This is a genomic window from Streptomyces sp. NPDC001135 (genome assembly GCF_053598395.1).
In genome coordinates this window covers 1-22762 of record NZ_JBSFKD010000054.1, presented here as the reverse complement: position 1 = coordinate 22762, position 22762 = coordinate 1, and the positions used below count along the sequence as shown (strand labels likewise).

The window sequence follows — 22762 nt, the reverse complement described above, 5'->3', positions numbered from 1 at the left end:
CCGAGATGTGCGCGGATCACCCCCTGCGCCATGGTGGGAACTCCGCAGCCGAGGCGGCGCTCTTCTCGGCGTTCAAGCCCACGACCGGAGGTTTCTGATGGAGCACGACGAAAACAGCAGCGCCGATCCGTTCACCGCGGTGGTGGTTCTGTCGGGAGGCCTGGACTCCACCACCCTCATGGCTCACTACGCCGCGCTCGGCTACAGCCTCATCGCCGTCACGGTCGACTACGGGCAGCGGCACCGCAAGGAGATCGACTCCGCGCGCGCGGTCGCCGCGCACTACGGAGCGCGGCACCACATCGTCGATCTCAGCGGCTTCGGCTCCGTGCTCGGCGGGTCGGCCCTGACGGACGACAGTGTCAGCGTCCCCGACGGCCACTACGCCGAGCAGACGATGCGGGCGACCGTGGTGCCCAACCGGAACGCCGTCCTGGCCAACGTGGCGGTGTCGGTGGCCGTCGCCCACCGGGCCGCGACGGTGGCCCTGGGCATGCACGCGGGCGACCACTTCATCTACCCCGACTGCCGTCCGGCGTTCCTGCAGGCGCTCAACGCGCTGGTGAAGGTGGCCAACGAGGGCTTCTGCACACCCGCCGTGGAGGCGCCGTTCATCACCTGGTCCAAGGCCGACATCGCGGCGCACGGGACGCGGTTGGGTGCCCCGCTGGAGCTGAGCTGGTCCTGCTACAAGGGGAGCGAGAGGCACTGTGGGACGTGCGGCACGTGCTACGAGCGCCGTGAGGCGTTCCAGAAGGCCGGGCTGCCGGACCCGACCGACTACGTCGACGCCGTGACGCAGTTCGCCGCCCCGTGACACGACGGTGGCCCCGAGGACCGCAACCGGGTCCTCGAGGCCACCGCACTTCGTCGCTCCGTGCGCCGCACGGCTACACGGGCGCGGTACCGATGAGGCCGGAGCGGGTGACGAGGGCACGCAGCGCCTCCTCGTCCAGGTGCCGGGTGCCGGCCGGGCGACGTGGCAGCACCATGTACCGGGCCTCCGCAGTGGCGTCCCACACCCGGATGGTCACCTCGTCCGACGGACGGAAGCCGAACTCGGCCAGTACGCCGCGCGGATCGCGCACGACGCGGGAGCGGTAGGCATCGCTGCGGTACCAGCTCGGCGAGGGGCCCAGAAGGAGCAGCGGATAGCACGAACACAGCGTGCACACCACGACGTTGTGGACCTCGGCCGTGTTCTCCACCACCCGCAGGTGCTCGTCGGGCGCCAGCAGGCCACCCAGACCGTCCTGCCGCAGTGCCTCTTCCGCGTCGTCGAGCAACAGGGCGCGGAAGTCCGGGTCCGTCCAGGCCCGGGCCACCAGCCTGGCCCCGTTGAACGGAGTGGCCCGGTACAGGTGCTGTTCCAGAATGGCGTCCAGTTGCTCGTCCGTCACCAACCCGCGGGCGACGAGCCGGGCCTCCAGCCGCCGGACCCGGGCGGCGATGGGCAGGTCGGTGTGGGATGCGCTCACCGGGTCTCCTCCTGATCGGTTCCGTCTCCTGGGACCGCCATGTCCAGATAGCACTCCCACAGATCGCACAGCACCTCGTCGCCGGCCCCGGCCGGGGGGACGCACCACAGGCCGTGGGCGGGGAAGGCGACCGTGTACACGGGCAGCCGGGCCGCGGGGGTGCGGCCTCGGGCGATGTCGTCGGGCAGTTCGCAGGCGTCCTGCACGACGCGCACCAGGCCGACGTGACCGCGGACGTAGCGGGGTGCTCGGGTGTGGTGGGCGGGGTCCGCGCTGCGTACCCGGACGTGCTGGCCGACGCGGAAGGCCGGGGGCTCGCCGGGAACACCTCCTGCTGTCATCCGTCCTCCAGGAGTCCGCGCTCGCGCAGCAGCCGTTCGATCCCGGCGACCACCCGCTCGTAGTAGGAGGACGCCAGGAACTCGGCCGGATCAGCCCGTTCCTCGGCGTCGCGCAGTTCGCTGGCCGAGCAGACGCCGTTCATGCCGAGGGCGATGACCAGGGCCCACACCCGGGCCTGCCAGTCGGCACCCCACGCGGTGCGGCCGTCGGGGCCGTACGCCTCCAGGATCGGCCGGTCCAGGGGGTGAGCGTCGGTGAGCGCGCCGAACCCCTCGGCGCCGCCGACGTCGTTGGGGCGGCTCATGAGGCCTCCCGCGGTGTGGCGAGGACCAGTTCGGCGAGTCCGGCGACGGAGGGCAGCAGAATGTCGGGGCCTTCCTCCGGGGTGTCCGGCAGCATGCGGCCGTTGCCGGTGCGCACCCCGACCACGACGGCGCCCAGCCGCCGGCCGAGTGCCACGTCGTCCGGAGTGTCGCCGACCACGAAGAGCCGGTCGCCGGTCCGGTGTCCGAGACGGTCCAGGGCACGGCGCGCCAGCGTCAGCTTGGCCTGGGTGTCGGACACCGGGGAGGGCGACACGGGCAGGTCGTCGCGGGTCAGGACGGGCCCGAAGCAGTCGGCCACCCCGTGGGCGCGCAGCAGCGCCCGCGTCTGAGGCGTGCCGATCCACGAACTCACCAGCGCCAGACGCACCCGGGCCGCCTTCAGCGCGCCCAGGGCGGGCACGGCACCCTCGTACAGGGTGCCGTGCGGCATGTACCGGCGTATCACGTCGTCCACCCTGTCCCGCACGCGGACGCGTCCGATGTGCAGCCGGCCGCTGGTGATCGCGGTCCAGTAGGAATGGCTCAGGATCTCCTCCCGGCCCGGCGGCGGTGCTCCCTGCTCACGGTGCAGGTCGAGGATGAAGCGGTGGAACATCTCGTAGAAGTCCAGCAGTGTGCCGTCGCGGTCGAGGACGACGGTGGTGGCGGTCACCGCGGGCCTTCCAGCGTGCCGGTCTTCTCTCCCTCGGCGGGCGGGAGTTCCCAGGGGAAGACCGTCCAGTCGTCGACCTCGGCGGCGTGGAAGTCCGGCCGGCCCCGGGAGCCGACGTTGCGGACCAGGACGCAGGAGCGGACCTCGGCCGCGCCCTGGTCGAGGACGGTCTGCCGGGCGAGGGCCATGGTGCCGCCGTCACCCATGATGTCGTCCACGATCAGCACCCGCTCGCCGGTCAGGGGCCGTCGCGGTACGACGTAGTCGAGGACGGCGTCGCCGCGCTCGCTGTAGCGGCTGTTGGTGGTGTTGCGGGGAATGCCGAGGATACGGAAGTCGGTGACGTCCAGCAGGTTGGACAGCGCGACGGCGGCCGGCAGCCCGCCGCGGGCGATGCCCGCGAGGACGGTGGGCGCGAAGCCGTCGGCGCGGACGTCCCGGGCCAGGGCGTCGATCATCCGGCCCGCCTCGGCCCACCCGATGGTGAGCAGCTTCTGGCGTCGCCATGTGGGAACGGCGTTCACTGTGCGCCTCCGGTCGGGTTCCAGCGGTCGATGAGGTGGTCGCTGCCCGGCCCGGTGCCGATCAGGTCCACCGGGCGTTCCAGTCCCTCCTCCACCTGTTTGACGAACGCGGCCGCCGCCTGCGGCAGTTCGCCGCTGTTCTGGCCGAGGACGTTCGGCGCCACATGGTCGAGGAAGGTCAGGGCGATCCTGGACGGCCGGTTGACGCGGACGGCCTCCCTGGCCTGGTCCATGTCGAAGCCGCCGACGCGGCGCCGTCGCCCGGTCACCGTGCCGTACTCCACGATCCCCATCCGTTCCGCCTCGCAGGGGTCGATCTCGGTGGGGAAGGGCCCGGCCCCCACCCGGGTGGGGTGGGCCCGCAGGACGAGGACGACGTCGTCGACGGCGAGCGGGCCGAGCCCTGCGTCGGCGGCGGCCGTGCTCGCCGTCGAGTCCTTGCCGACGGTGTAGGGATAGGTGCCGTACAGGACCGACAGGCCGAAGCCGTTCGTTCCTTCCACCAGGACCCCCTCGCCGGTGTCGACGGCCCGGTTGGCCTCGGCCGCGGTGTCGACGAGGTAGGGGCCGAGCTCGGGTACGTCCTGCGCGCGGCGTGCGGCGCGCATGGCCCGTCCGGCGAGCGCGGGGCCGTGACCGCTGCCGGTGCTGCGTACGGTCTCCCGCAGCCCGGTGTCGGCCTGTTCGGCGGCTATGTGTCCGGGTTCGATCACGGTGGCGCGGTAGTCGACGCCGATCCGGTCCGTCACGCCGGTTTCCTCGATCTCGCGCAGCAGCACCTCCGGGCGGATCAGCACGCCGGCGCCGAGCAGCAGCCGGGTGCGCGGGTTGACCACGGCGCTCGGCACCTGCCTCAGCCGCAGGGTGCGCCCCTCGTGGACCACGGTGTGCCCGGCGCCCGGGCCGAGGCCGGCGCGGACCGCGACGGCGGGATCGTCCCGCAGGGCCAGGTAGCTGGAGATCTTTCCCTTGGCCTCGTCGCCCCACTGGCCGCCGACCACGATCGTGCAGCGTGGGCGTGTCGTGCCGGTCTGTCGTGTCGTACGGGTCATGCCGCCCGTCCTTCCGCCGAGGGGGAGGCGGCCAGGGCCCGCTCCGCCCGTCGCACCGCGTCCTGGGCCAGGGCCGCGCTGGTTCCCACGCCCGGTGGCGCCGTGGCCAGCGCCGCCAGTTCGGCGGCCGGTATCCGGGCGGTGACGGCGGGGTCGTCCGCCAGGACCTCCAGCAGGTCGCGTCCGTCGCCGGCGGCGACGGCGCTGGCCCGCTGCAGTGCCCGGTAGCCGGTCAGCCGGTCCTGGCCGCGCTCGACCAGGGTGAGCAGCACGGCCTCGCTGACGTGGGCGTTGCGGGACAGGGCCAGGTTGGCCGCCATCCGCTCGGGTCTGACCCGCAGATCGCCGACGACCGCGGTCATGACGGTGAGCATCTCGTCCAGTAGCACGCCCGTCAGGGGCAGCGTGAAGCGCTCGTTGGCCGAGTTGGCGAGGTCCCGCTCGTGCCAGGTCGTCACGTTCTCCAGAGCCGGCCCCACCAGGGAGCGCAGGAGCCGGGCCAGGCTGCAGACGCGTTCGCAGCGGACCGGATTGCGTTTGTGGGGCATGGCCGAGCTGCCGATCTGGTCGCCCTCGGCGAAGGATTCGGCGACCTCGCCGATCTCGGTCCGTTGGAGGTTGCGGATCTCGGTGGCCAGGTTCTCCAGGCAGGCCGCAGTGAGCGCGGCCCAGCAGACGAACTCCGCGATCCGGTCCCTGGCCACCGCCTGGCCGCAGATCTGCGGTTCCGGAAGCGACAGTTGACGCAGCACATCACGCTCCACCTGCGGGCCGAGCGGGCCGAACCCGGCATGCGTGCCCACCGCGCCGGACACCTTGCCCATCACGGCACGCTCACGCAGCTCGTCGAGCCGGATCAGGCAGCGCGTCAACTGGTCGAGGTAGACGGCCAGTTTGCCGCCGAAGGTCACCGGCTGGGCGTGCTGCCCGTGGGTGCGGCCGATCATCACCTGGTCGCCGTCGGCGTCCATCCGCTCCCGCAGGGCCGTCATCAGCCCGGTCAGCCGGGTGCGCTGCAGGACGATCGTGCGGTCCGTCTGCAGGGCCAGCGCGGTGTCGAGGATGTCGCTGCTGGTGACGCCGTAGTGCACGTATCTGCCGTGCGGGCCGCAGGTCTGCGCGAACGCCTGCATCACCGCGAAGAGTTCGTGGTTGCTGGTCTGCTCGATCCGTGCGACGGCGGCCGGGTCGGGCACGTGCTCCCGGGCCCGCTGCGCGATGTGCTGCGCGGCTTCCCGGGGAATGAGCCCGTGCCTGCCCTGGACCTCCGCGAGGGCGCCCCAGACCCGTACGAAGAGCAGGTACCGGGCGGGGTCGGTGAACAACGCGCGCATCTGCGCGCTGCCGTAGCGGCCGGTATCCAGCACAGAGGTCATCCGGCGGCCTCCGCCGAGTAGTCCAGCGGCAGCTGTTCGGCACGCTGCAGGGCGTGGGGCCGGCTCTCGGCGAGCCCCGCCGGGGTGATCCGGACGAACTCGGCCCGCTCGTGCAGTGTGGCCAGGTCGTGCGCGCCGCTGTAGCTCATGCCCGAGCGCAGCCCCCCGAGGAAGGGTCGCAGGGTGGCCGCGAGGCTTCCGCTCCAGGCGAAGGTCGCCTCGACGCCCTCGGGGGTGTACGCCTCGAGTTCCTCGCGGCTGACCTGCCCGCCGCGGGCCCGCTTGAGCGTCAGGCGCATCCCGAAGGTGACGAAGCCCGTGCTGACCTTGCTCTTGCGCCCGTCGTGCTCGACCAGGCGGGCCGCGCTCTCGTCGGCACCGGCCAGGGCACTGCCCAGCATCGCCGTGTGGGCGCCGGCGGCGAGCGCCTTGACCAGGTCGCCGGGCGTCTTGATGCCACCGTCGGCGATCACCGGGACTCCGCTGCGGGCGGCCTCCTCGGCGCAGTCGAGGACCGCGCTGAGCTGCGGCACCCCGCTGCCCGCGACCAGGCGTGTGGTACAGATGCCACCGGGGCCTATGCCGACCTTCACCGCGTTCGCGCCGGCGTCGATCAGGTCCCGGGTGGCGGCGGCGGTCGCCACGTTGCCCGCGATCAGGGACGTACGGGGGAAACGGGCGCGCAGTTCCGCCACGGCCTTGATCACGTAGTCGGCGTGGCCGTGTGCCACGTCGGTGACCAGGACATCGGCACCGGCCGCGACGAGCCGTTCGGCGCGCTCGAGGTAGTCGTCGATCACGCCGACCGCGGCGCCCGCCAGGAGCCGTCCCTGCGCGTCGAGGGCCGGTCGCGGGCCTGTGTCCGCGGGTGCCTCGCCGGCCCGGCTCACCGGCGCGGCCTTCACCGCGGCGACCTCGGCGGCCTGGTCCTCGGCCGTCTGCATGCGGTGCACGATCCCGAGACCGCCCTGGCGGGCCATCGCCTCGGCCATCCGCGCACCCGTGCACCACGGGGTGTTGGCGGACAGCACCGGTATGCCCAGCTCGATGCCCTCGCACAGCTTGGTGTCCAGCCGGGTCATCGAGCGGCTGGCCACCGAGGTGCGCTGCGGCACCAGTAGGACGTCGTCCAGGCTGAGCCCTGTGCGGATCTCACGTTTGGGCATACGGAAGTACTCCTGTGTCGCGGGAAGGGGGTGGGGTGGGATGCGGCCGGGTGGCGGTGGACGGCACGCGCCGGCTCACCGGCCGCTGGGGAAGGCAGCGGCCATCACTTCGCTGCGGGCGGGGCCGTACTCCTTGAAGATGCCGTGGAAGGCCGTGGACGTCATGAGCGCCGGTGTGCGGATCCCCCGCATGCTCATGCACAGGTGCTCGCCCCGAGCCAGCACGGCCACGTCGTCCGACCCGGTCACCTCGGTGATCTCATCGGCTATCTCGCGCACGAGACGCTCCTGCACCTGGAGCCGGTGGGCGTGCCGGTGCGCGATCCGGGCGAACTTCGACAGGCCCAGGATCTTGCTCTGCGGCAGGTAGGCGATGGTGACCGTGCAGGAGAACGGCAGGAGGTGGTGTTCGCACAGCGACCACACCTGGATGCCGGAGACCACCACGGCCTCTCCGGCGCACTCCAGCGGGAACAGCGAGCCGATCTTCCCCGGGTCGTAGCGCGTGAACTCACGCCACCAGCGGGCGAAACGGGCCGGGGTGTCCTTCAGGCCGTCCCGGTCGGGATCCTCGCCGATCTCGACCAGCAGCCGACGGGCCACCTCCTCCAACGGATCGGTGCCCTGCCCGGCCTTGTCCTCGAGTCCTTCGGCTTCCTCGATGTCTCCGTCGGCAATCTGCTTCACGTCACACGCCTCTCCTGTCGCCCCACAGCGCGACATGCATTCGGGTCGTCAAGTTCCAGCCACGGGCCATGACCTCGTCGGTGAGCGCCGCCAGGTGGCGGTTCAGGTCGTCGGGTCGCTGTCCCTCGGGCATGATCCAGACCGGAGTGGTGCCGTGGCGCGCCACGACGTCGGCCACCTCGTCGAGGTCCTGGGTGGTCCGGCACACGAACTTGAAAGCGGTACCGGGCACCGCCGCCAGCGCTGCCAGCGCCTCGGGCACGAGCCGGCGTTCCTCCGGATCGCCGGAATGGGCCAGCTTGGGCGAGATGTTGAACCGCACACCGGTGGCGATCAGTTCGGGCCGGGGCACCACCGTTCCGTTGCTCTCGATCTCGATACGGTGGCCGCTGTCGGTCAGCGCGCGCAGCAGCGGCAGCAGCCTCGTCTGCTGGCTCAGCGGCTCCCCGCCGGAGACGACGATCAGCGGCACCCGGTAGGCGCTCAGCCGGTCGAACACCTCCTGCCAGGGCATGGGATGCAGTTCCTCGCTGGGCTTGTACGCCCGCCCGGCGTCGCTGCTTCCGGTCCAGTCCCAGGTGTAGGGGGTGTCGCACCAGCGGCATGCCAGGTTGCAGCCCCCCAGCCGTACGAATGCGCAGCGCTGACCAGCGGAAGGACCCTCTCCCTGCACGGTCTCAGGTGGGGCCGAAGATCTCGTTGACCACGAGCTTCGGCTCCGCCTCGGCACCACCTCCCTCCGTCCGGCGGTCCGCGGCCCCGCGCGGGCCGGTCACGGCCGGTACTCCGCCCACGTCTTGTCCGTCTCACTGATCCGCACGCAGCTCAGCTCGGGGTACCGGGGCACCCACCGTTCGTACAGCCACCGCGAAAGGTGCTCCGCGGTCGGGTTGGCGCCCTCCAGCACGTCGTTGAGGTGCCGGTGGTCGAAGGCCTTGTCCAGCCACTTGCTGAACTCGGCGAGGTCCCCGTAGTCCCTGACGAATCCGGTCGGGTCCAAGGCGTCACCGGCGGCGGACAACTCCAGCTCCACCACGTAGTTGTGGCCGTGCAACCGCCCGCACGGGTGCTCCGCGGGAAGCCCCTCCAGCCGGTGGCTGGCCGAGAAGCGGAATTGCTTGCTGATGCGAAATGTCATGTCGTACCTCCCGCCTCATATGGTGTGGACGGCGTGGTTCTGGAGCATCACGGCACCGACCGTGAGACGCCGCCGCCGGGCACCGAGAGAGGACACCGAAGGTCACCGAGACACCAGCGGTGCGGCCGGGCGCAGACCGCCCCGGTGGGCCGAGGTACGTTTCCCGGCCGGCCTGCCGGGCTGCGAGAGGGGCCGGTTGGGCCTGCTGGGCGGTTTCCCGGGCCTGCGGGCGCGGGTCCCGGCCGCGGCGCGCTCGAGACGGGCGCGCTGGACGGCGGTGACTGGGGAACCCTGACCCGGGCGAATGCCGCGCCGTGTCTTCCGTCCAGGGTGCGGGCACGTAGCGGTGTCGCCCGGCCGGCCCGGGAGTGGCCGGGCCGGCCGGGGGTACCGGGGTCAGGACTCCTTGAGTGTGTATGCCATGCGCTCGCACTCCTCGAACGGCGACAGGATCCCGAGGAGTGTCCGCAGGGAGGCGGCGATCTTCCGGCTCGGCCTGCGCAGCCGGCTGCTGGTCCTGCCGATCCACAGGATCATGGGCCCGAACTCCTCCACGGCGGTTGCCGCCTCGCGCATCTCCCGCGTCTGCTCGATCACCTGGTCGAGCAGGGGGTCGACGGTGTCCGGCCACTCGGCGCGCGGGGTGTCCCGGGCCCATTCCAGGAACGCGCGCAGCGCGCCGAGCGCCAGCTCCATCCGCGCGGCGAGCCGCCAGGCCGCCGCCTCCAGTTCGTCGGAGGGGCCCTCGATGGACTTGGCGAACCGGTTGACGGCCGCCAGCTGGGCGCTCATCGGGGCTCCCGGCATCGTGGCCCGCATCATGTCCTCGGCGGACAGCTCCCCCATCGCGGCGAGGTCCTGGAAGGCCGCCTCCACCATCGCCATGTCCTCCGCCATGGCCTCCATCTCGGTCTCGGCCGCGACCGCCAGCTCCAGCACTCCGGGACCGCTCTCCTCCGGCACTGCCGGAGCCCCGTCCGCGTCGGGCGCGGCCGCGCCGCCGTCCGCCGGCGCGGCGGGCAGGTCCAGTTCCTCGGCGAGGGCGGCCCGCAGCAGTGCGCGCGCCTCGGCCCGGCCGAGGGGCAGGGGCGGGAACTCGATGGCCGGGAGCGCGCCGAGGCCCGCCGGTACTGTCCCGGCCTGCCCCAGACGCACCGTGCGCCGGCCGGCGGCATGCCGGACACCGAGCCCGAGGACCACCGAGGGGTGGCCGCCGCTGAGATCGGCGACGACCACGTCCTCCTCGACGAGGTGCCGGACGAGACGTTCGCCGAGCGGGCTGGGGTCGGCGAGCTGGTCGGCCCGGATCAGGGACAGCTCCAGTTCTTCGCACACGGGCCGGACGACCTCCTCGTGGAAGAGCGCCGCGGGACCGAGGGCGAGACATGTGGGCATGACGAAGTACCTCCGTGGACGGAACGGTCGAGGAAGAAGAGGAAGAAGGGGTGGGTGTGCGGTCCGGGCGGAGCCCGCCCGGGCCGCTCAGTCGAAGAGGGTCAGCGCCACGCCGTCGCCGAGGTCGTCGGCGTAGACGGGCCGCTCCTCGATGCCCAGTGCGGACAGCAGGTGGGCGGTGAGGACGCGATGACGGCGGCCGACGCGGACCGTCTCGCAGGGGAAGGTGCCGAGGGCGATCAGCCGGTAGGCCGTGGCCATGCACATGCCGTACGCTCTGGCCGCCGTCCTCAGGTCGACGCTGACCGGCAGGTCGAGGACCTCCCGGAAGGTCAGGGGGGTCTGGACGTGTTCGGTCATCCGCGGCTCCCGGGGCGCAGGGACAGCGTGCCGACCCGGCGGCCCCGCTGGAACCGGCGGGCCGTGGCGACCCGTTCGGTCAGGCCCCATTCCCCGGCCAGGGCGCCGATGCGCACGCCCTCCGCCCGGTCGGCCGGAACGGTGAACCGCAGGGTCGCGGCGAGTCCGTCCGGCCGGTCGCGGCCGTCGAACTCCGCCTGCCACAGGGCTCCCCGGCCGGGAAGGGAATCCGCCGTGCACTGGATGTCCTCCACCGGCCGCTCGGGCCGGGCCGCCCGGGCGGCGTTCCAGGCGCGGGTGCAAGCGGCGCGCAGCAGCACGGATCCGGGGTCGGGGGTGTGCGGCCCGATCGTCCGCAGGGTTTCGAGACAGGCGGTGAGCATCTCCGCCTCGACGTCGTCCCGGTCGGTGCCGAAGCGGTGGACGATGGTGGAGGCGTGGCGGCGCAGACCGGGCAGCGCGAGCCACACCGCGCCCAGTCGCCAGCCGTTCCCGCCCGTGTCCTGGTGGGACAGCGCGGCGATCTGATGCCACAGCGCGGTCCGTACGGCGGCCGGCGCCGAGCGGTCGTAGAGCCACACGCGTGCCTCGGCGGGGGTCAGGGCCGTGCCCGGGGCACCGGATCCGTCGTCCAGCCGGAGCCCGGTCAGCGGCTCCCGGCCGCCCAAGTCCCGCTCCACGCGGGCGAAGAGAGTGGAGTACGGGGACGATGTCATCGTCGGTCTCCTTGTCGTGGGGCGTGGGTGTCCTGTGCCGCGGGGGCGGCTCACGCGGGCCGGCCGGCCGTGGCCGGACCGGTTCCGCCGCGCCACTCGGCGAGGGACCGCTCGGCGATCGCCTTGCCGGGAGTGGCCCCTGCGGCCCGCTCGATCGACATCAGCAGCCGCAGACAGCCGGGCCGGCGGCCGGCGACGAGCCGTGCGAACAACGCGTCCAGCTGTCGCTCGCGTTGCGGGGTGCCGGCCGCTCCGGCGCACCACATCAGCAGCGCGTCCCGCATGGCCGGATAGGCCGCGGCCTCGTCCAGGGCGGCGCAGACAAGGGCGCCGACGGGGTCCGCGGCGTCCCGGCCGGCCAGGAGCCGGTCACCGAACCAGCCCCAGTCCTCGGCGACGAGGGCGGGAAACACGAGGGTGGCCAGCAGCCCGGCCAGGTCCTCGGTGTGCGCCCAGGCGGCCAGCTCCCGCACGATCGCCTCCCTCGCCCCCCGCGCCCCGGCGAACCGCAGCACCAGCGTCCCCGACACGCGAAGGGCCGTCGCCGCGGCGTCCTCGTCGTCGCCGAGGGCGTCCACCACCCGGCGCAGCAGCCGCAGGGCGGCCTCGGCCGGCAGCCCGCCCGCAGCCGGCCGGGACGCGGCCACGACCACGGAGCGCACCGCGGGTTCGGGCGCGCCGCTCCACTCGTCCAGCAGCGCCTGCGCCTTGGCGGCGGCCGGGGCGAGGCCCGCGGCCGCGGCGAGGGCGCGGCCCGCCACCTCGACGGCCGTCTGCGGCCCGGTGCGGACCAGGGCCCCGAGGAGTTCGAGACTGCGCCCGCCCGTGCGGACGGCCAGAGCGGCCATCGCACGCCCGCCGCGCTCCGCCTGCTCCTCGTCCCCGGCCGTCGCGAGCCAGGTGTGCAGCAGGGGCAGCCACTCGGCCCGCTCCTGGCACACCTCGTCCCAGACGGCTTCGCTCACCACGGGCCACAGGAAGGTGACGGTCCCGTTCCCGTCGCCGTCCTCGGGGACGGCGCACCGCCCCCCGATGTCCGTCAGGAGATCCGGTGCGGCGGCCGTGCGCAGAGCCGGTCCGCCGTCCGGTGCCCAGGCGCCGGCGGACCGTGGCGGGGCGAGCCCCGGCCGGCTCGCGGCGCCCTCGTGCGGCGACGGCGGCGCCGGGGACCCGGGGCCGTGGTGGGCGCGGATCATACCGAGCAGTTCGGCCGCCCGGGCGAGGACCGTGTCCCGGTCCAGGCCCTCGTGGACGCAGAGCGCGAACAGATGGGCCGCGAGGGCGGGATTCCCCTCGGCGCGGGCCAGCAGCCGTGTGGCCTCGGCCCTGGCGAGCCGGGCCGTCAGCTCCGCGGGGCGCACCCGGCCGTCGGGGCCGGGGCGGGCCAGGGCGTCGGCCACGCGGACCGCCCGGCCCGGCGGGAGGCCGGGCGGCAGGAGAGCGGCGAGGGCGTCCGGCCCGAGCAGCCTCCGTCGGCGGGCCCGGTCCCGGGAGTCCGGGCACAGGCCCGCGAAGTGCACCGAGAAGACCTCCTGCGGATCCGGCGGCCGGTGGTGCAGCACCCGCACGTCGACGCGGTCCTCCAGGGCGCGTGCCAGGCCCGGCGCCTCCTCGAGGACCACGACCAGCCGTGCGCCGGCCTTCGCCAGGTGCGCCTCGAGGTCCGACACGTCCCACGGCCGCAGGGAGAGCGGGTCGCTCAGGTCCATGACCAGATAGCCGTCCACACCGCGCGTACGAGGCCGCCAGCGGGCCAGGTCCACGGCACCGTCGACCTGGACCAGTGCCGGGTCGGCGCAGCCGTGCGCCAGGAGATTGAGCGCGAGTGTCTGCCGGCCGGTGCCGGGCGCCCCGACGACGAACAGGACGCCGGAGTCGAGCGCGTCGAGGCCCGAGGTGTAGCCGGCGGGCCGCGCGAAGCGCTGCCGGGCCGCCTGGAGGTCCTTCGCCCGCACCGGCCCCTGGCGTACCAGTGCCACGTCCCGGCCGTCCTCCGCGGCCGCCCCGGTCAGCACATGCCGCTGATCGCCCTGCACCACACCGGTGTTGACGGTTCCGTGCGTGGCGACGATCAGCGTCCCCCTGCCGCGGGCGAGTTCCGGCAGCAGGCCGCCGAGGCTGTCGTCCGTACCCGTCTCAGGCCCCACGGTCGGCCTCCCGGACCGGACGGCCGGACACGTCGACGTTGGTGAGGTACTGCCCGCCGTGCACGGTACCGGTGTTGATGATGCCGCGCTCGGCCGTGAGCACGGTGACGTGTGCCGCCGTGGCTGCCGGCCCGGCGGTGGTGCCGGCCTCCGGTTCCGTGCGCTGTTCCGGGGCCGGGGTCTCGCCGCCGCCCTCGTCGTGCCGGTGTCCGTCGGCCGGGTTCGGCCAGGGGTGCGGCAGCCGCCGTTGCGGTGTGGGGGAGGGGGGCGTCCCATGGCGGACGCCCCCCTCCGGCTCGGCCGCGTGTGCGTGGTCGCGCATGGCTGTGTCCTTTGCTGAGAGGAGGGTGGGACTCAGTGGTGGTGGTTGCTGACGCTCTGGCCGCCGAGCGCCGTGCCGGTGTTGACGTTTCCGTGCGGGGCGGACGCGACGATCCGGATCCGGGCCGCCCCGTAGCGGCCGGCCGTGCGGCCGGGGCCCTCCTCCGGCGCCGCCGGGGCACCCGGGTCCGGCCGCGGGGCGGCGGGCAACGGCCCGTAGAGCCAGGCCCGTTGGGTGAACACCTTGCCGTCGACGGTCGCCGGGACCTCGGTGAAGTGGTCGGGGTGCCGCCCGGTGTAGCCGCTCATGACCGCGTCCTGGTAGCAGCGGTCCGACAGGATGGCCGCCACATGGGTGACGTTCTCGCTGGACTGCGCGAGTGCGGCTCTGACGGGGCGGGAGTCGAGGAGGCGGTGGGTGTCGGTGCGTGCCGTTCCGTTGCCGCCGAACGCGTCTTCGGTGTCGGGCAGCGGACCGATGTGCAGGCTGACCCGCAGCCTGATCCGGGCCGTGCCGAGGGCGTGGACGTTCAGTTCCGCGACGACGTCCTGGAGCGTGTCGAGCCAGGGGTGGATCACCAGGGGCATCAGCGCGGGGTCGAAGCCCAGGACGTAGCCGTCACCGGTGGTGGCGGGGAACAGCCGGCCGTTCCACACGTCCGCCAGCCCGGCACGCTCCAGTGAGGTCCGGATCAGTTCGGGCACCGCCCGGCCGATCACCTCGTGCTCGATGGCCGGGCGTTCGGTGAAGCCCTTCATGTCCACGGCCAGGATGCCGCGGTAAGGGGGGAGCGGACGGCTGCGGGAGTAGGGGACCGCGGTGGTCGGGGGCAGTCGGGAGCCGTTGTCGTGCATGGTGTCTCCTCCGCGAAGGCCCGCCGCGGGCACAGGAGGCGGACGTGCTCGCGGCGGACGATGGGGTGCCGGTGGCCGGCCCCACGAGCCTCGCGGAGGAACGGGGAGGGTTCCGCTCCCTCAGAACCGATGGAGCGTGACGGGCGTCACCCCCGGCTGCGGCGCCGGTTCCGGGGGCCTCGGTTCACGCGGCGGTCCGCTGTCGCAGCGCACGGTGCAGTCCCCCCTCGTCGACGATCGTGAGGGAGGTCCTGCCGACCCGCACGCAGCCCGGGCCGAGACGCCGCAACGCCTCGCTGACCGATCCGCGCCCCACGTCGAGGTGCTGGGCGAGTTCCAGCCGGGTGAGGCGGAAGGAGCGTGCGCCGGAGAGGGTCATGAGCCGCAGCAGCGTCGCCGTGAGCCGCTGGTCGAGGTCTCCCTCGCTCGCCTGGGTCTGCTCCCGCAGGCGGCTCAGTGCGATCCGGTTCAGCTTCTCCGTGAGGTCGTGGTCCTTCACGAGGGCCCGGAACGCAGCCGCCGGCACGCAAGTGACTTTGCATTCTGTAATGGTCTGGACGTCGGCGAGCCGGGTGTCGCCGTCCTGTACGGCCATCTCGCCCAGTACCTCTCCCGGTCCACGGAAGGACAACAGCCTGTCCCGGCCGTCCATGCTCCTGCGGACCACCTTCACCATGCCCTGAGTCAGCGCCAGTACGTGCGTTCCGGCTTCTCCCTGACGGAGCAGGGTCTGCCCGGCCGCATGCGTGCGGCCGGGGAAGTCCGTCAGTGTCCGCCATGCCTCGACGGGGGCCAGATCACGCAGGGTCGTGGGCGGCAAGAGAGGGCTCTGTTCGCTCATGCGATGAAAAGTAGAGGACGGATGGACCCCTCGGGGTCAAATGATCATTTCTGATTCCCGGCTTTTCCTCTCCTGCCGGATGAGGCCCGCTTGCGCTCGAACAACAGCTCTCGGCGGCGGTGCGCGACCGTACGAGCCCGATCACCTCCGCAGGTGCTCGATAGCCTGCTCGCCGACCGGACGAACCGAACGGCCCCGCCGGGGCGGCGGGCATCCAGTGGGCGGAGCGGATGCGGACCACGCGCCGAGGGCGGGGCCCGTCGACAGCGAGGTGAGAGATGCAGTTCACCACCCGGCCCACCCTGCAGGGCACCTTCGGCATGGTGTCCTCCACCCACTGGCTGGCCTCCCAGTCGGCGATGGCCGTCCTGGAGAGCGGCGGGAACGCCTTCGACGCCGCCGTGGCCGGGGCGTTCGTGCTGCACGTGGTGGAGCCGCACCTGAACGGGCCCGCCGGCGAGGTACCGATTCTGCTCGCCCCGGCGGGCGGTGCGGTGAGGGTGCTGTGCGGGCAGGGTGTCGCCCCGGCCGGTGCCACCGCCGCCCACTACCGGGGGCTCGGGCTGGACCTCGTACCCGGCACCGGTCCGCTCGCGGCAGCCGTGCCCGGCGCCTTCGACGCCTGGCTGCTGCTCCTGCGCGACCACGGCACGAAGTCCCTGGACGACGTCCTCACATACGCCATCGGATACGCCGAGCACGGGCACGCGCCCGTGGAGAAGGTCGGCGCGACCGTGGAGAGCGTACGGGAGCTGTTCGAGACGGAGTGGACCTCGTCGGCGGAGGTGTACCTGCCCGGCGGCCGGGCGCCCCGGCCCGGTGCGCTCTTCAGCAACCCCGCCCTCGCCGGCACCTGGAAGCGGCTGCTGGCCGAGACCGCGGGCAGCGGCGACCGGGAGGCCCGGATCGACGCCGCACGCGAGGTGTGGCGCCGCGGATTCATCGGGGAGGCCCTGGTACGGCAGTCCCGGCGGGCCACGCTGGACACCAGCGGGACGCGGCACACCGGCACGCTCACCGAGGCCGACCTCGCCGGCTGGTCGGCGGCCTACGAGACCCCGGTGACGTACGACCGGGACGGCTGGACCGTGTGCAAGGCGGGCCCCTGGAGCCAGGGCCCCGCGCTCCTGCAGCAGCTCGCCCTGCTCCCGCCGGAGCTGCCCGCCCACGGCCGCGCCGAGTACGTCCACCTGCTGATCGAGGGCTGCAAGCTCGCCATGGCCGACCGGGAGGCCTGGTACGGGGACGCCGCCGAGGTGCCGCTCGCCGAGCTGCTCTCGGACGACTACAACGCCGGCCGGCGGGCCCTGGTCGGCGCCAGGGCCTCCTGGGAGCTGCGGCCGGGCAGCCCCGGCGGACGTGCCCCGCGGCTGCCGGCGCAGGCGTACGCGCGCGTGGACGGCGGCGACCTCGGCTTCGACCCGATGGGCGCGGGCGAGCCGACGGTCGCGGAGATCCCCGGCGAACCGCACGTGGCCGTCGACGGCACGACCCGCGGCGACACCTGCCACCTGGACGTCGTCGACCGCTGGGGCAACATGATCGCGGCCACGCCCAGCGGCGGCTGGCTGCAGTCCAACCCGGTCGTGCCCGAGCTGGGCTTCCCGCTCGGCACCCGGCTGCAGATGACCTGGCTGGAGGAGGGACTGCCGAACTCCCTCACCCCGGGCCGCCGCCCGCGCACCACCCTCACGCCGTCCCTCGCGCTGCGCGACGGGGTGCCGGTCCTGGCGTTCGGCACGCCCGGCGGCGACCAGCAGGACCAGTGGCAGCTGCACTTCTTCCTCGCCGCCGCCCTGCGCGCCCCGGTCCGCGGCACCCTCGACCTGCAGGGCGCCATCGACGCCCCGAACTGGCACAACGACAGCTTCCCCAGCTCCTTCCACCCGCGCGGCCGCCGCCCCGGCAGCGTCACCGTGGAGTCCCGCATGGACGCGGACGTCGTCGAGGAACTGCGGCGGCGCGGCCACGACGTCACCGTCGGCCCCGCCTGGTCCGAGGGACGCCTGTGCGCGGTGGCCCGGGACCCGCGGACCGGTGTGCTGTCGGCGGCGGCGAACCCGCGCGGGATGCAGGGGTACGCCGTCGGCCGCTGACCGGCCGACCGGCACCCCTTCTTCATCCCGATTCCACCGGGTGTGCACCGGGCGGGCGGGGATTGTCAGTGGGGCGTGCTCTCATGGAGGCATGATCGAAGAGACGGAAACCATCGACGAGTTTCTCGACCGGTGCTCGGCCGACGTGGAAGAGGCCCTCCGCAAGGCGGCCGCAGCCGAGATCCTGCCCCGCTTCCGCCGCCTCGCCGAGCACGAGGTGGACCAGAAGAGCGGCCCCCACGACCTGGTGACGGACGCCGACCGGCTCGCCGAGCAGCGGCTCACCGAGGACCTCGGGGCCCTGTTGCCCGGGTCGGTCGTGGTCGGCGAGGAGGCGGTGCACGCCGACCCGGCGACGTACGCCGCGCTGCAGGGCGACGCACCGGTGTGGATCGTCGACCCGGTCGACGGCACCCGCCAGTTCGTGCACGGCGACGACGGGTTCTGCACCCTGGTCGCGCTCGCCCACCGGGGTGTCGTGCGCGCCTCCTGGACCTACGCCGCGGCGCGCGACCAGCTCGCCACCGCGGTCCGCGGCCGGGGTGCCTTCCTCGACGGCGAGCGGCTGGTCGCGGGCCCGCCCGAGCCGGGCCGCGACCTCGTCGTCGCCACGTCCCACCCGGACTACACCACCGACGAGCAGAAGCGCGCCCTGCGCGCCCTGTGGACCGACGGCCTCGCCCCCCGCCCCTGCGGCTCGGCAGGCCTGGAGTACCTCGCCGTCGCCCGGGGCGAGTTGGACGCCGTCGCGTTCTCCTGGGAGGCGGCCTGGGACCACGCGGCCGGCCTGCTCCTCGTCGAGGAGGCGGGCGGCACGCACCTCACCCGCGCAGGCGAGCCGTTCCGTGTGACCGGCGGCAACACACTGCCGTTCACGGCGGCCCGGGACACCGCGACCGCCCGCCGGCTGACCGGCCTGCTGCGCACACCCGCCTGAGCCCCGCCAACGGCCCCTTCCGCCCCTCGCCCCCGCCCGGTGGCCGGGCGGTGCTTGCCGGGTCGGCCGGGCCCACGCCCGCCCGCCCCGGTCACCGGAGGCCGGGAGGTCCTCACGGTGTGCGGTACGCGGTGGACGGCGAGGCCGTGGCGTGCCGGCCGCCCCGCTGGTCGCGGTGCGCCGTCCCCGGCGGACGGTGGGGCCGTGCCAGCCACTCCGTCCCCGTCACCACTGGCCGACCGCGGCGCTCGCCGTACCCCCGGCCCCGCCCGCCAACGGCCCCTTCCGCCCCCGCCCCCGCCCGGTGGCGGGGCGGTGCTTGCCGGGTCGCCGGTCCCCGCCGTCACGGTCGCTTTGGCCCCCGGCCTGCCACGGTCGCTTCCGCACCCCGCCTGGTGGCCCGGGCGGTGCTTGCCGGGTCGCCGGTCCCCGTCCGACACGGTCCCATTGGCCTCCCACCCGCCGCGGTCCCTTCCGCCCCCCGGCCCGCCACGGGACCCTTTGACCCCGGCCGTCACGGTCGTTTCCGCCCCCGCCCGTGGGCCGGAACCGGTCGTGCGGGTCGACCCGGCCGGGGGAGTGTCAGTTCTCCGGCATATCCTGGCCCCGAGTGGCCATCGGCTGACGAAGGGGTCCGAAGGTGCCGTCGATGCTCGATGCGGTCGTGGTGGGTGCGGGACCGAACGGACTGACCGCTGCCGTGGAGCTGGCCCGCCGCGGCTTCTCCGTCGCGCTGTTCGAGGCGAATTCCACCGTGGGCGGCGGCGCCCGCACCGAGGAACTGACGCTGCCCGGCTTCCGGCACGACCCGTGCTCGGCCGCCCACCCCCTCGGCATCAACTCCCCGGCGTTCCGCGCCCTGCCCCTGGACCGCTACGGCCTTCAGTGGCTTCACTCCGAGCTGCCGATGGCGCACCCCTTCCTCGACGGCACCGCGGCCGTGCTCTCCCGCTCGGTCGCCGAGACGGCCGCCTCCTTCGGCCCGCGCGACGCGGGCGCGTACCGCAGACTGGTCGAGCCGTTCCTGCGCCACTGGGACACGCTCGTACGGGACTTCATGTCCCTGCCGCTCAGCGCGCTCCCGCGCGACCCCGTCACCCTGGCCCGCTTCGGTCTGGCCGGGCTGCCGCCGGCCACCTGGCTGCTGCGCCGCTTCAAGGACGAGCGGGCCAAGGCCCTGTTCGCCGGTCTGGTCGCGCATGTGATCGCACCGCTGGACGGCCTGGCCACCGGCGCCATCGGACTGGTCTTCGCGCTGTCCGCGCACGCCCGTGGCTGGCCGGTGCCCCGCGGCGGCTCCCAGGCGATCTCCGACGCCCTCGCCGGGTACCTGAAGGACCTGGGCGGTGCCGTCCACACCGACTACGAGGTCAAGCGGCTGGACGACCTGCCGCCCGCGCGGGCGTACGTCTTCGACACCTCACCCACCGCACTCGCCCGCATCGCCGGTTTCGGCGACCACTACCGCACCTACCGCTACGGCCCGAGCGTCTTCAAGATCGACTACGCGCTGGACGGCCCCGTGCCCTGGACCGCGCCCGAGGCCCGCGCCGCCACGACCGTCCAGATCGGCGCGGACCAGGCCGAGATCTCCACCGCCCTGCGCGCCGCCTCCCGCGAGGGCCGCGCCCCCGACCGGCCGTTCATGATCACCGTGCAGCCCAGTGTCGTCGACCCGACCCGCGCCCCCGAGGGCAAGCAGGTCTTCTGGGCGTACGGCCACGTCCCGAACGGCTGGTCCGGCGACCTCACCGACGCCATGGAACGCCAACTGGAGCGCTTCGCCCCCGGTTTCCGCGACCGCGTGCTCGCCCGCGCCGTCTCCGGCCCCGCCGAGCTGGCCGCCCACAACGCCAACTACGTCGGCGGCGACATCGCCTGCGGCGCGGCGTCCGGACTCCAGCTGCTGCTGCGCCCGAGACCGTCCCTGTTCCCGTACCACACGCCGCATCCGGCCGTCTTCATCTGCTCCGCGGCCACCCCGCCGGGACCGGGCGTGCACGGCATGTCGGGGCACAACGCGGCCAAGGCCGTCTGGCGAAGGCTGAGGCAGACATGACCACCATCACCCTCGTCCAGGGAGACATCACCCGCCAGAGCGCCGACGCGATCGTCAACGCGGCCAACTCCTCCCTCCTCGGCGGCGGAGGGGTCGACGGCGCGATCCACCGGCGCGGCGGCCCCGCCATCCTGGAGGAGTGCCGCGCCCTGCGCGCCTCCCGGTACGGCAGGGGCCTGCCCACCGGCCAGGCCGTCGCCACGACCGCGGGCGCACTGGACGCCCGCTGGGTCATCCACACGGTGGGCCCGGTGTACAGCCGGAGCGAGGACCGCTCGGAGCTGCTGGCCTCCTGCTACCGCGAGTCCCTGAAGGTCGCCGACGAACTCGGTGCCCGTACGGTCGCGTTCCCGGCCGTCTCCACCGGCGTGTACCGGTGGCCGATGGAGGACGCGGCACGGATCGCCGTGGAGACGGTGCGGGCCGCGGACACCGCGGTCGAGGAGGCCCGGTTCGTCCTCTTCGACGACCGGGCGTACGAGGCGTTCGCCGCGCGGGTTCGCTGACGGGGGCATCGCCCCGGCGGACCGCACGGCCCCTCTCGTCGCCCATGACACGCCGCGCCTCGCCGCGAGCCCGGGACGCGTGCCGGCGCGGTACGTCGTCAGCGGCCGGGGACGGGCAGGAGGCCCTCCCCCTCCTCGCCGCGCCGATGACCGGCCAGGCCCTCGACGGTCCCCTCCACACCACGTCCGCGACGAGGCGTACGGCCACTACGCGCGCGAGGTGAAGGCGGAGGCCGACCGCTTTGATCCCCCTCGCCCCGGCGCCTCCCAGGGGCTCGCCGCTCGGCTGTGCGGACGACCCCCGCCTCTTTCGCGTCGCCGCGCTCGGTGTCAGGACAGCTCGCGCAGGACCGTGCCGAGCAGGGCCACGCCGTCGGCGATGGCTCCCGGCACGGTGGCCGCGTAGCCGAGGACGAGTCCGGGCGGACCGGGCGACTGCCGGTGCCAGGACAGCGGCTGGCACTTCACGCCCCGGGCCAGCGCGGCTGCGGCCACCTCGGTGTCGGGAACGTCCGCCGGGTACGTGACCGTCAGGTGCAGGCCGGCCGCGGCGCCGTGCACGGTCCCGCCGGGCAGATGCTCGGCGAGGGCGGTGATCATCGCGTCGCGGCGCTCGCGGTGCCGGCGCCGCGCCAGCCGTAGCCGCCGCTCCAGTTCACCGGAGTCCATCAGCCGGGCCAGCACCAGTTGCGGCAGCACCGGGTTGCCCAGGTCGTTGAACCGCTTGGCCTCGACCAGGCCGGCGCGATGGCGGGGCGGGGCCACCAGCCAGCCGATGCGCAGCGCCGGGGCGAGCAGCTTGGACACGCTGCCCATGTAGCACACCCGGTCGGCCAGCAGCGCCCGCAGTGCGGGGACCGGCGGGCGGTCGTAGCGGTGCTCCGCGTCGTAGTCGTCCTCCAGGATCAGCCCGCCGTCCCGTGCCCAGCCCAGCAGCTCACGCCGGCGCTCGCCGCTGGTCACCACCCCCGTCGGGAACTGGTGGGCCGGCGTGAGCAGCACCGCCGGGGCGCCGCTCGCGCGCAACGCGTCCACCCGGACCCCGTTCTCGTCCACCGGCACCGGCGGGGTGCCGAGGCCCCCGTTGCGCAGATGCTGACGGGCCCCGAGCGAGCCGGGGTCCTCGACGGCGACGGTGTCGATGCCGTCCGCCCGCAGCACCTGGTGCAACAGCGTGAGCGCCTGGGCGGTGCCCGCGACGATCAGCACCTCGTCCGGCTCCACCCGCACGCCCCGCATCCTCGCGAGCCAGTCGGCGACGGACCGCCGCAGCGCGGGGGCGCCCCGGGGGTCGCCGTAGCCGAGGTGCCCGGCGGACAGGTCCGCCAGGACGGCGCGCTCGGCCCGCAGCCAGGCGGTACGCGGGAAGGTGGCGAGGTCCGGCCGCCCGGGGGTGAAGTCGACGACGGCCGGGGCCTCCCGCAGTGCGTCGAAGACATCGGCCCCGGGGGCGCGGGAGAACGGTGTCGGCGGGGCGGGGCAGCGGGGAACCGCGGCGGGGTGCGGGGCCCGGGGCGCGCGAGGGGGCGGGGCGCTCCGCGCGCGGGAGGGCGGGGTACCGGGACCCCGAGAGGACGGTGCCGTCGTCCCGGACGCGGGGCGGGGCGACGCGGGATGGGGCACGGTGCCGGTGGAGCCGGGGAGTACGGTGCCGCGGGTGCGGGGGGATGGTGTCCCGGGAGCGGGAGCGGGAGCGGGAGCAGGAGGGGGAGGGGGAGGCCGAACGCCCCCCGACACTGGCCGGTGCGCTCGCGGGCCTGCTGGCGCTCGTCCTGGCCGTCCTGCTCG

24 protein-coding genes are annotated in these 22762 nt (G+C 74.1%); 5 read left to right on the top strand and 19 right to left on the bottom strand.

All coding sequences use genetic code 11. The annotated features are described in order from the left end of the window. Positions 1 to 97: 97 nt before the first annotated feature. Complete coding sequence (gene queC / locus ACWC94_RS39950; RefSeq protein ID WP_450802410.1) at positions 98 to 817, top strand: 7-cyano-7-deazaguanine synthase QueC; 720 nt, start codon at positions 98 to 100, stop codon at positions 815 to 817. A 73-nt stretch (positions 818 to 890) separates the two neighbouring features. Here queC and ACWC94_RS39945 read toward each other — a convergent pair whose 3' ends face one another. The 18 genes from ACWC94_RS39945 to ACWC94_RS39860 all read right to left on the bottom strand — a co-directional run bounded on the left by ACWC94_RS39945 (position 891) and on the right by ACWC94_RS39860 (position 15376). After that, a complete protein-coding gene (locus ACWC94_RS39945) occupies positions 891 to 1478 on the bottom strand; it encodes a nitrile hydratase subunit alpha (RefSeq protein ID WP_450802408.1) in 588 nt (195 codons plus the stop codon). Continuing rightward, complete coding sequence (locus ACWC94_RS39940) at positions 1475 to 1819, bottom strand: SH3-like domain-containing protein (RefSeq protein ID WP_450802406.1); 345 nt, start codon at positions 1817 to 1819, stop codon at positions 1475 to 1477. Before ACWC94_RS39940 ends, ACWC94_RS39945 begins: the two co-directional genes overlap by 4 nt. Further along, positions 1816 to 2124, bottom strand: coding sequence for a hypothetical protein (locus ACWC94_RS39935; protein WP_450802404.1), 309 nt, complete (start codon positions 2122 to 2124; stop codon positions 1816 to 1818). The genes ACWC94_RS39940 and ACWC94_RS39935 overlap by 4 nt, the downstream gene beginning before the upstream one ends. Then, positions 2121 to 2798 carry an HAD family hydrolase gene (locus ACWC94_RS39930; RefSeq protein WP_450802402.1) on the bottom strand — a complete coding sequence of 226 codons (678 nt, stop codon included), beginning with the start codon at positions 2796 to 2798 and terminating at the stop codon, positions 2121 to 2123. The genes ACWC94_RS39935 and ACWC94_RS39930 overlap by 4 nt, the downstream gene beginning before the upstream one ends. After that, positions 2795 to 3322, bottom strand: coding sequence for a phosphoribosyltransferase (locus ACWC94_RS39925; RefSeq protein WP_450802400.1), 528 nt, complete (start codon positions 3320 to 3322; stop codon positions 2795 to 2797). Before ACWC94_RS39925 ends, ACWC94_RS39930 begins: the two co-directional genes overlap by 4 nt. Beyond that, positions 3319 to 4374, bottom strand: coding sequence for an adenylosuccinate synthetase (locus ACWC94_RS39920; protein WP_450802398.1), 1056 nt, complete (start codon positions 4372 to 4374; stop codon positions 3319 to 3321). The genes ACWC94_RS39925 and ACWC94_RS39920 overlap by 4 nt, the downstream gene beginning before the upstream one ends. Further along, complete coding sequence (gene purB / locus ACWC94_RS39915; RefSeq protein ID WP_450802396.1) at positions 4371 to 5750, bottom strand: adenylosuccinate lyase; 1380 nt, start codon at positions 5748 to 5750, stop codon at positions 4371 to 4373. Before purB ends, ACWC94_RS39920 begins: the two co-directional genes overlap by 4 nt. After that, a complete protein-coding gene (gene guaB / locus ACWC94_RS39910; protein WP_450802395.1) occupies positions 5747 to 6916 on the bottom strand; it encodes an IMP dehydrogenase in 1170 nt (389 codons plus the stop codon). Before guaB ends, purB begins: the two co-directional genes overlap by 4 nt. 75 nt (positions 6917 to 6991) lie before the next feature. Next, entirely contained in the window at positions 6992 to 7603 is a 612-nt protein-coding gene (gene folE, locus ACWC94_RS39905; RefSeq protein ID WP_450802393.1) for a GTP cyclohydrolase I, read from the bottom strand. A 1-nt stretch (position 7604) separates the two neighbouring features. Continuing rightward, positions 7605 to 8276 (bottom strand): 7-carboxy-7-deazaguanine synthase QueE, encoded by a 672-nt coding sequence (locus ACWC94_RS39900; RefSeq protein ID WP_450802391.1) that lies wholly within the window; start codon positions 8274 to 8276, stop codon positions 7605 to 7607. Between the two features lie 99 nt (positions 8277 to 8375). Beyond that, positions 8376 to 8741 (bottom strand): 6-pyruvoyl trahydropterin synthase family protein, encoded by a 366-nt coding sequence (locus tag ACWC94_RS39895; RefSeq protein ID WP_450802389.1) that lies wholly within the window; start codon positions 8739 to 8741, stop codon positions 8376 to 8378. A gap of 396 nt (positions 8742 to 9137) precedes the next feature. Next, positions 9138 to 10136, bottom strand: coding sequence for a hypothetical protein (locus ACWC94_RS39890; protein WP_450802387.1), 999 nt, complete (start codon positions 10134 to 10136; stop codon positions 9138 to 9140). 87 nt (positions 10137 to 10223) lie between these two features. Beyond that, positions 10224 to 10496: a DNA-binding protein gene (locus tag ACWC94_RS39885; protein WP_450802385.1), complete on the bottom strand. Its 273-nt coding sequence runs from the start codon at positions 10494 to 10496 to the stop codon at positions 10224 to 10226. Further along, positions 10493 to 11212 (bottom strand): hypothetical protein, encoded by a 720-nt coding sequence (locus ACWC94_RS39880; RefSeq protein ID WP_450802383.1) that lies wholly within the window; start codon positions 11210 to 11212, stop codon positions 10493 to 10495. Before ACWC94_RS39880 ends, ACWC94_RS39885 begins: the two co-directional genes overlap by 4 nt. A gap of 50 nt (positions 11213 to 11262) precedes the next feature. After that, positions 11263 to 13359 (bottom strand): hypothetical protein, encoded by a 2097-nt coding sequence (locus ACWC94_RS39875; protein ID WP_450802381.1) that lies wholly within the window; start codon positions 13357 to 13359, stop codon positions 11263 to 11265. Next, a complete protein-coding gene (locus ACWC94_RS39870) occupies positions 13349 to 13681 on the bottom strand; it encodes a hypothetical protein (RefSeq protein ID WP_450802379.1) in 333 nt (110 codons plus the stop codon). Before ACWC94_RS39870 ends, ACWC94_RS39875 begins: the two co-directional genes overlap by 11 nt. A 32-nt stretch (positions 13682 to 13713) precedes the next feature. Continuing rightward, a complete protein-coding gene (locus ACWC94_RS39865; RefSeq protein ID WP_450802377.1) occupies positions 13714 to 14535 on the bottom strand; it encodes a hypothetical protein in 822 nt (273 codons plus the stop codon). A gap of 184 nt (positions 14536 to 14719) precedes the next feature. Then, on the bottom strand, positions 14720 to 15376 hold the full coding sequence (locus ACWC94_RS39860) for a Crp/Fnr family transcriptional regulator (protein WP_450802375.1): 657 nt from the start codon (positions 15374 to 15376) through the stop codon (positions 14720 to 14722). A gap of 278 nt (positions 15377 to 15654) precedes the next feature. Here ACWC94_RS39860 and ACWC94_RS39855 point away from each other — a divergent pair, with 278 nt between their 5' ends. The 4 genes from ACWC94_RS39855 to ACWC94_RS39840 all read left to right on the top strand — a co-directional run bounded on the left by ACWC94_RS39855 (position 15655) and on the right by ACWC94_RS39840 (position 20974). Continuing rightward, complete coding sequence (locus tag ACWC94_RS39855; RefSeq protein ID WP_450802373.1) at positions 15655 to 17472, top strand: gamma-glutamyltransferase family protein; 1818 nt, start codon at positions 15655 to 15657, stop codon at positions 17470 to 17472. A 91-nt stretch (positions 17473 to 17563) separates the two neighbouring features. Next, positions 17564 to 18409 carry an inositol monophosphatase family protein gene (locus ACWC94_RS39850; protein ID WP_450802371.1) on the top strand — a complete coding sequence of 282 codons (846 nt, stop codon included), beginning with the start codon at positions 17564 to 17566 and terminating at the stop codon, positions 18407 to 18409. Between the two features lie 640 nt (positions 18410 to 19049). Continuing rightward, positions 19050 to 20468: a phytoene desaturase family protein gene (locus ACWC94_RS39845; RefSeq protein WP_450802369.1), complete on the top strand. Its 1419-nt coding sequence runs from the start codon at positions 19050 to 19052 to the stop codon at positions 20466 to 20468. Continuing rightward, positions 20465 to 20974, top strand: coding sequence for an O-acetyl-ADP-ribose deacetylase (locus ACWC94_RS39840; protein WP_450802367.1), 510 nt, complete (start codon positions 20465 to 20467; stop codon positions 20972 to 20974). The genes ACWC94_RS39845 and ACWC94_RS39840 overlap by 4 nt, the downstream gene beginning before the upstream one ends. A gap of 330 nt (positions 20975 to 21304) precedes the next feature. Here the strand turns inward: ACWC94_RS39840 and ACWC94_RS39835 are convergent, their stop codons facing one another. After that, positions 21305 to 22711, bottom strand: coding sequence for an aminotransferase-like domain-containing protein (locus ACWC94_RS39835; RefSeq protein WP_450802365.1), 1407 nt, complete (start codon positions 22709 to 22711; stop codon positions 21305 to 21307). Between the last annotated feature and the right edge of the window lie 51 nt (positions 22712 to 22762).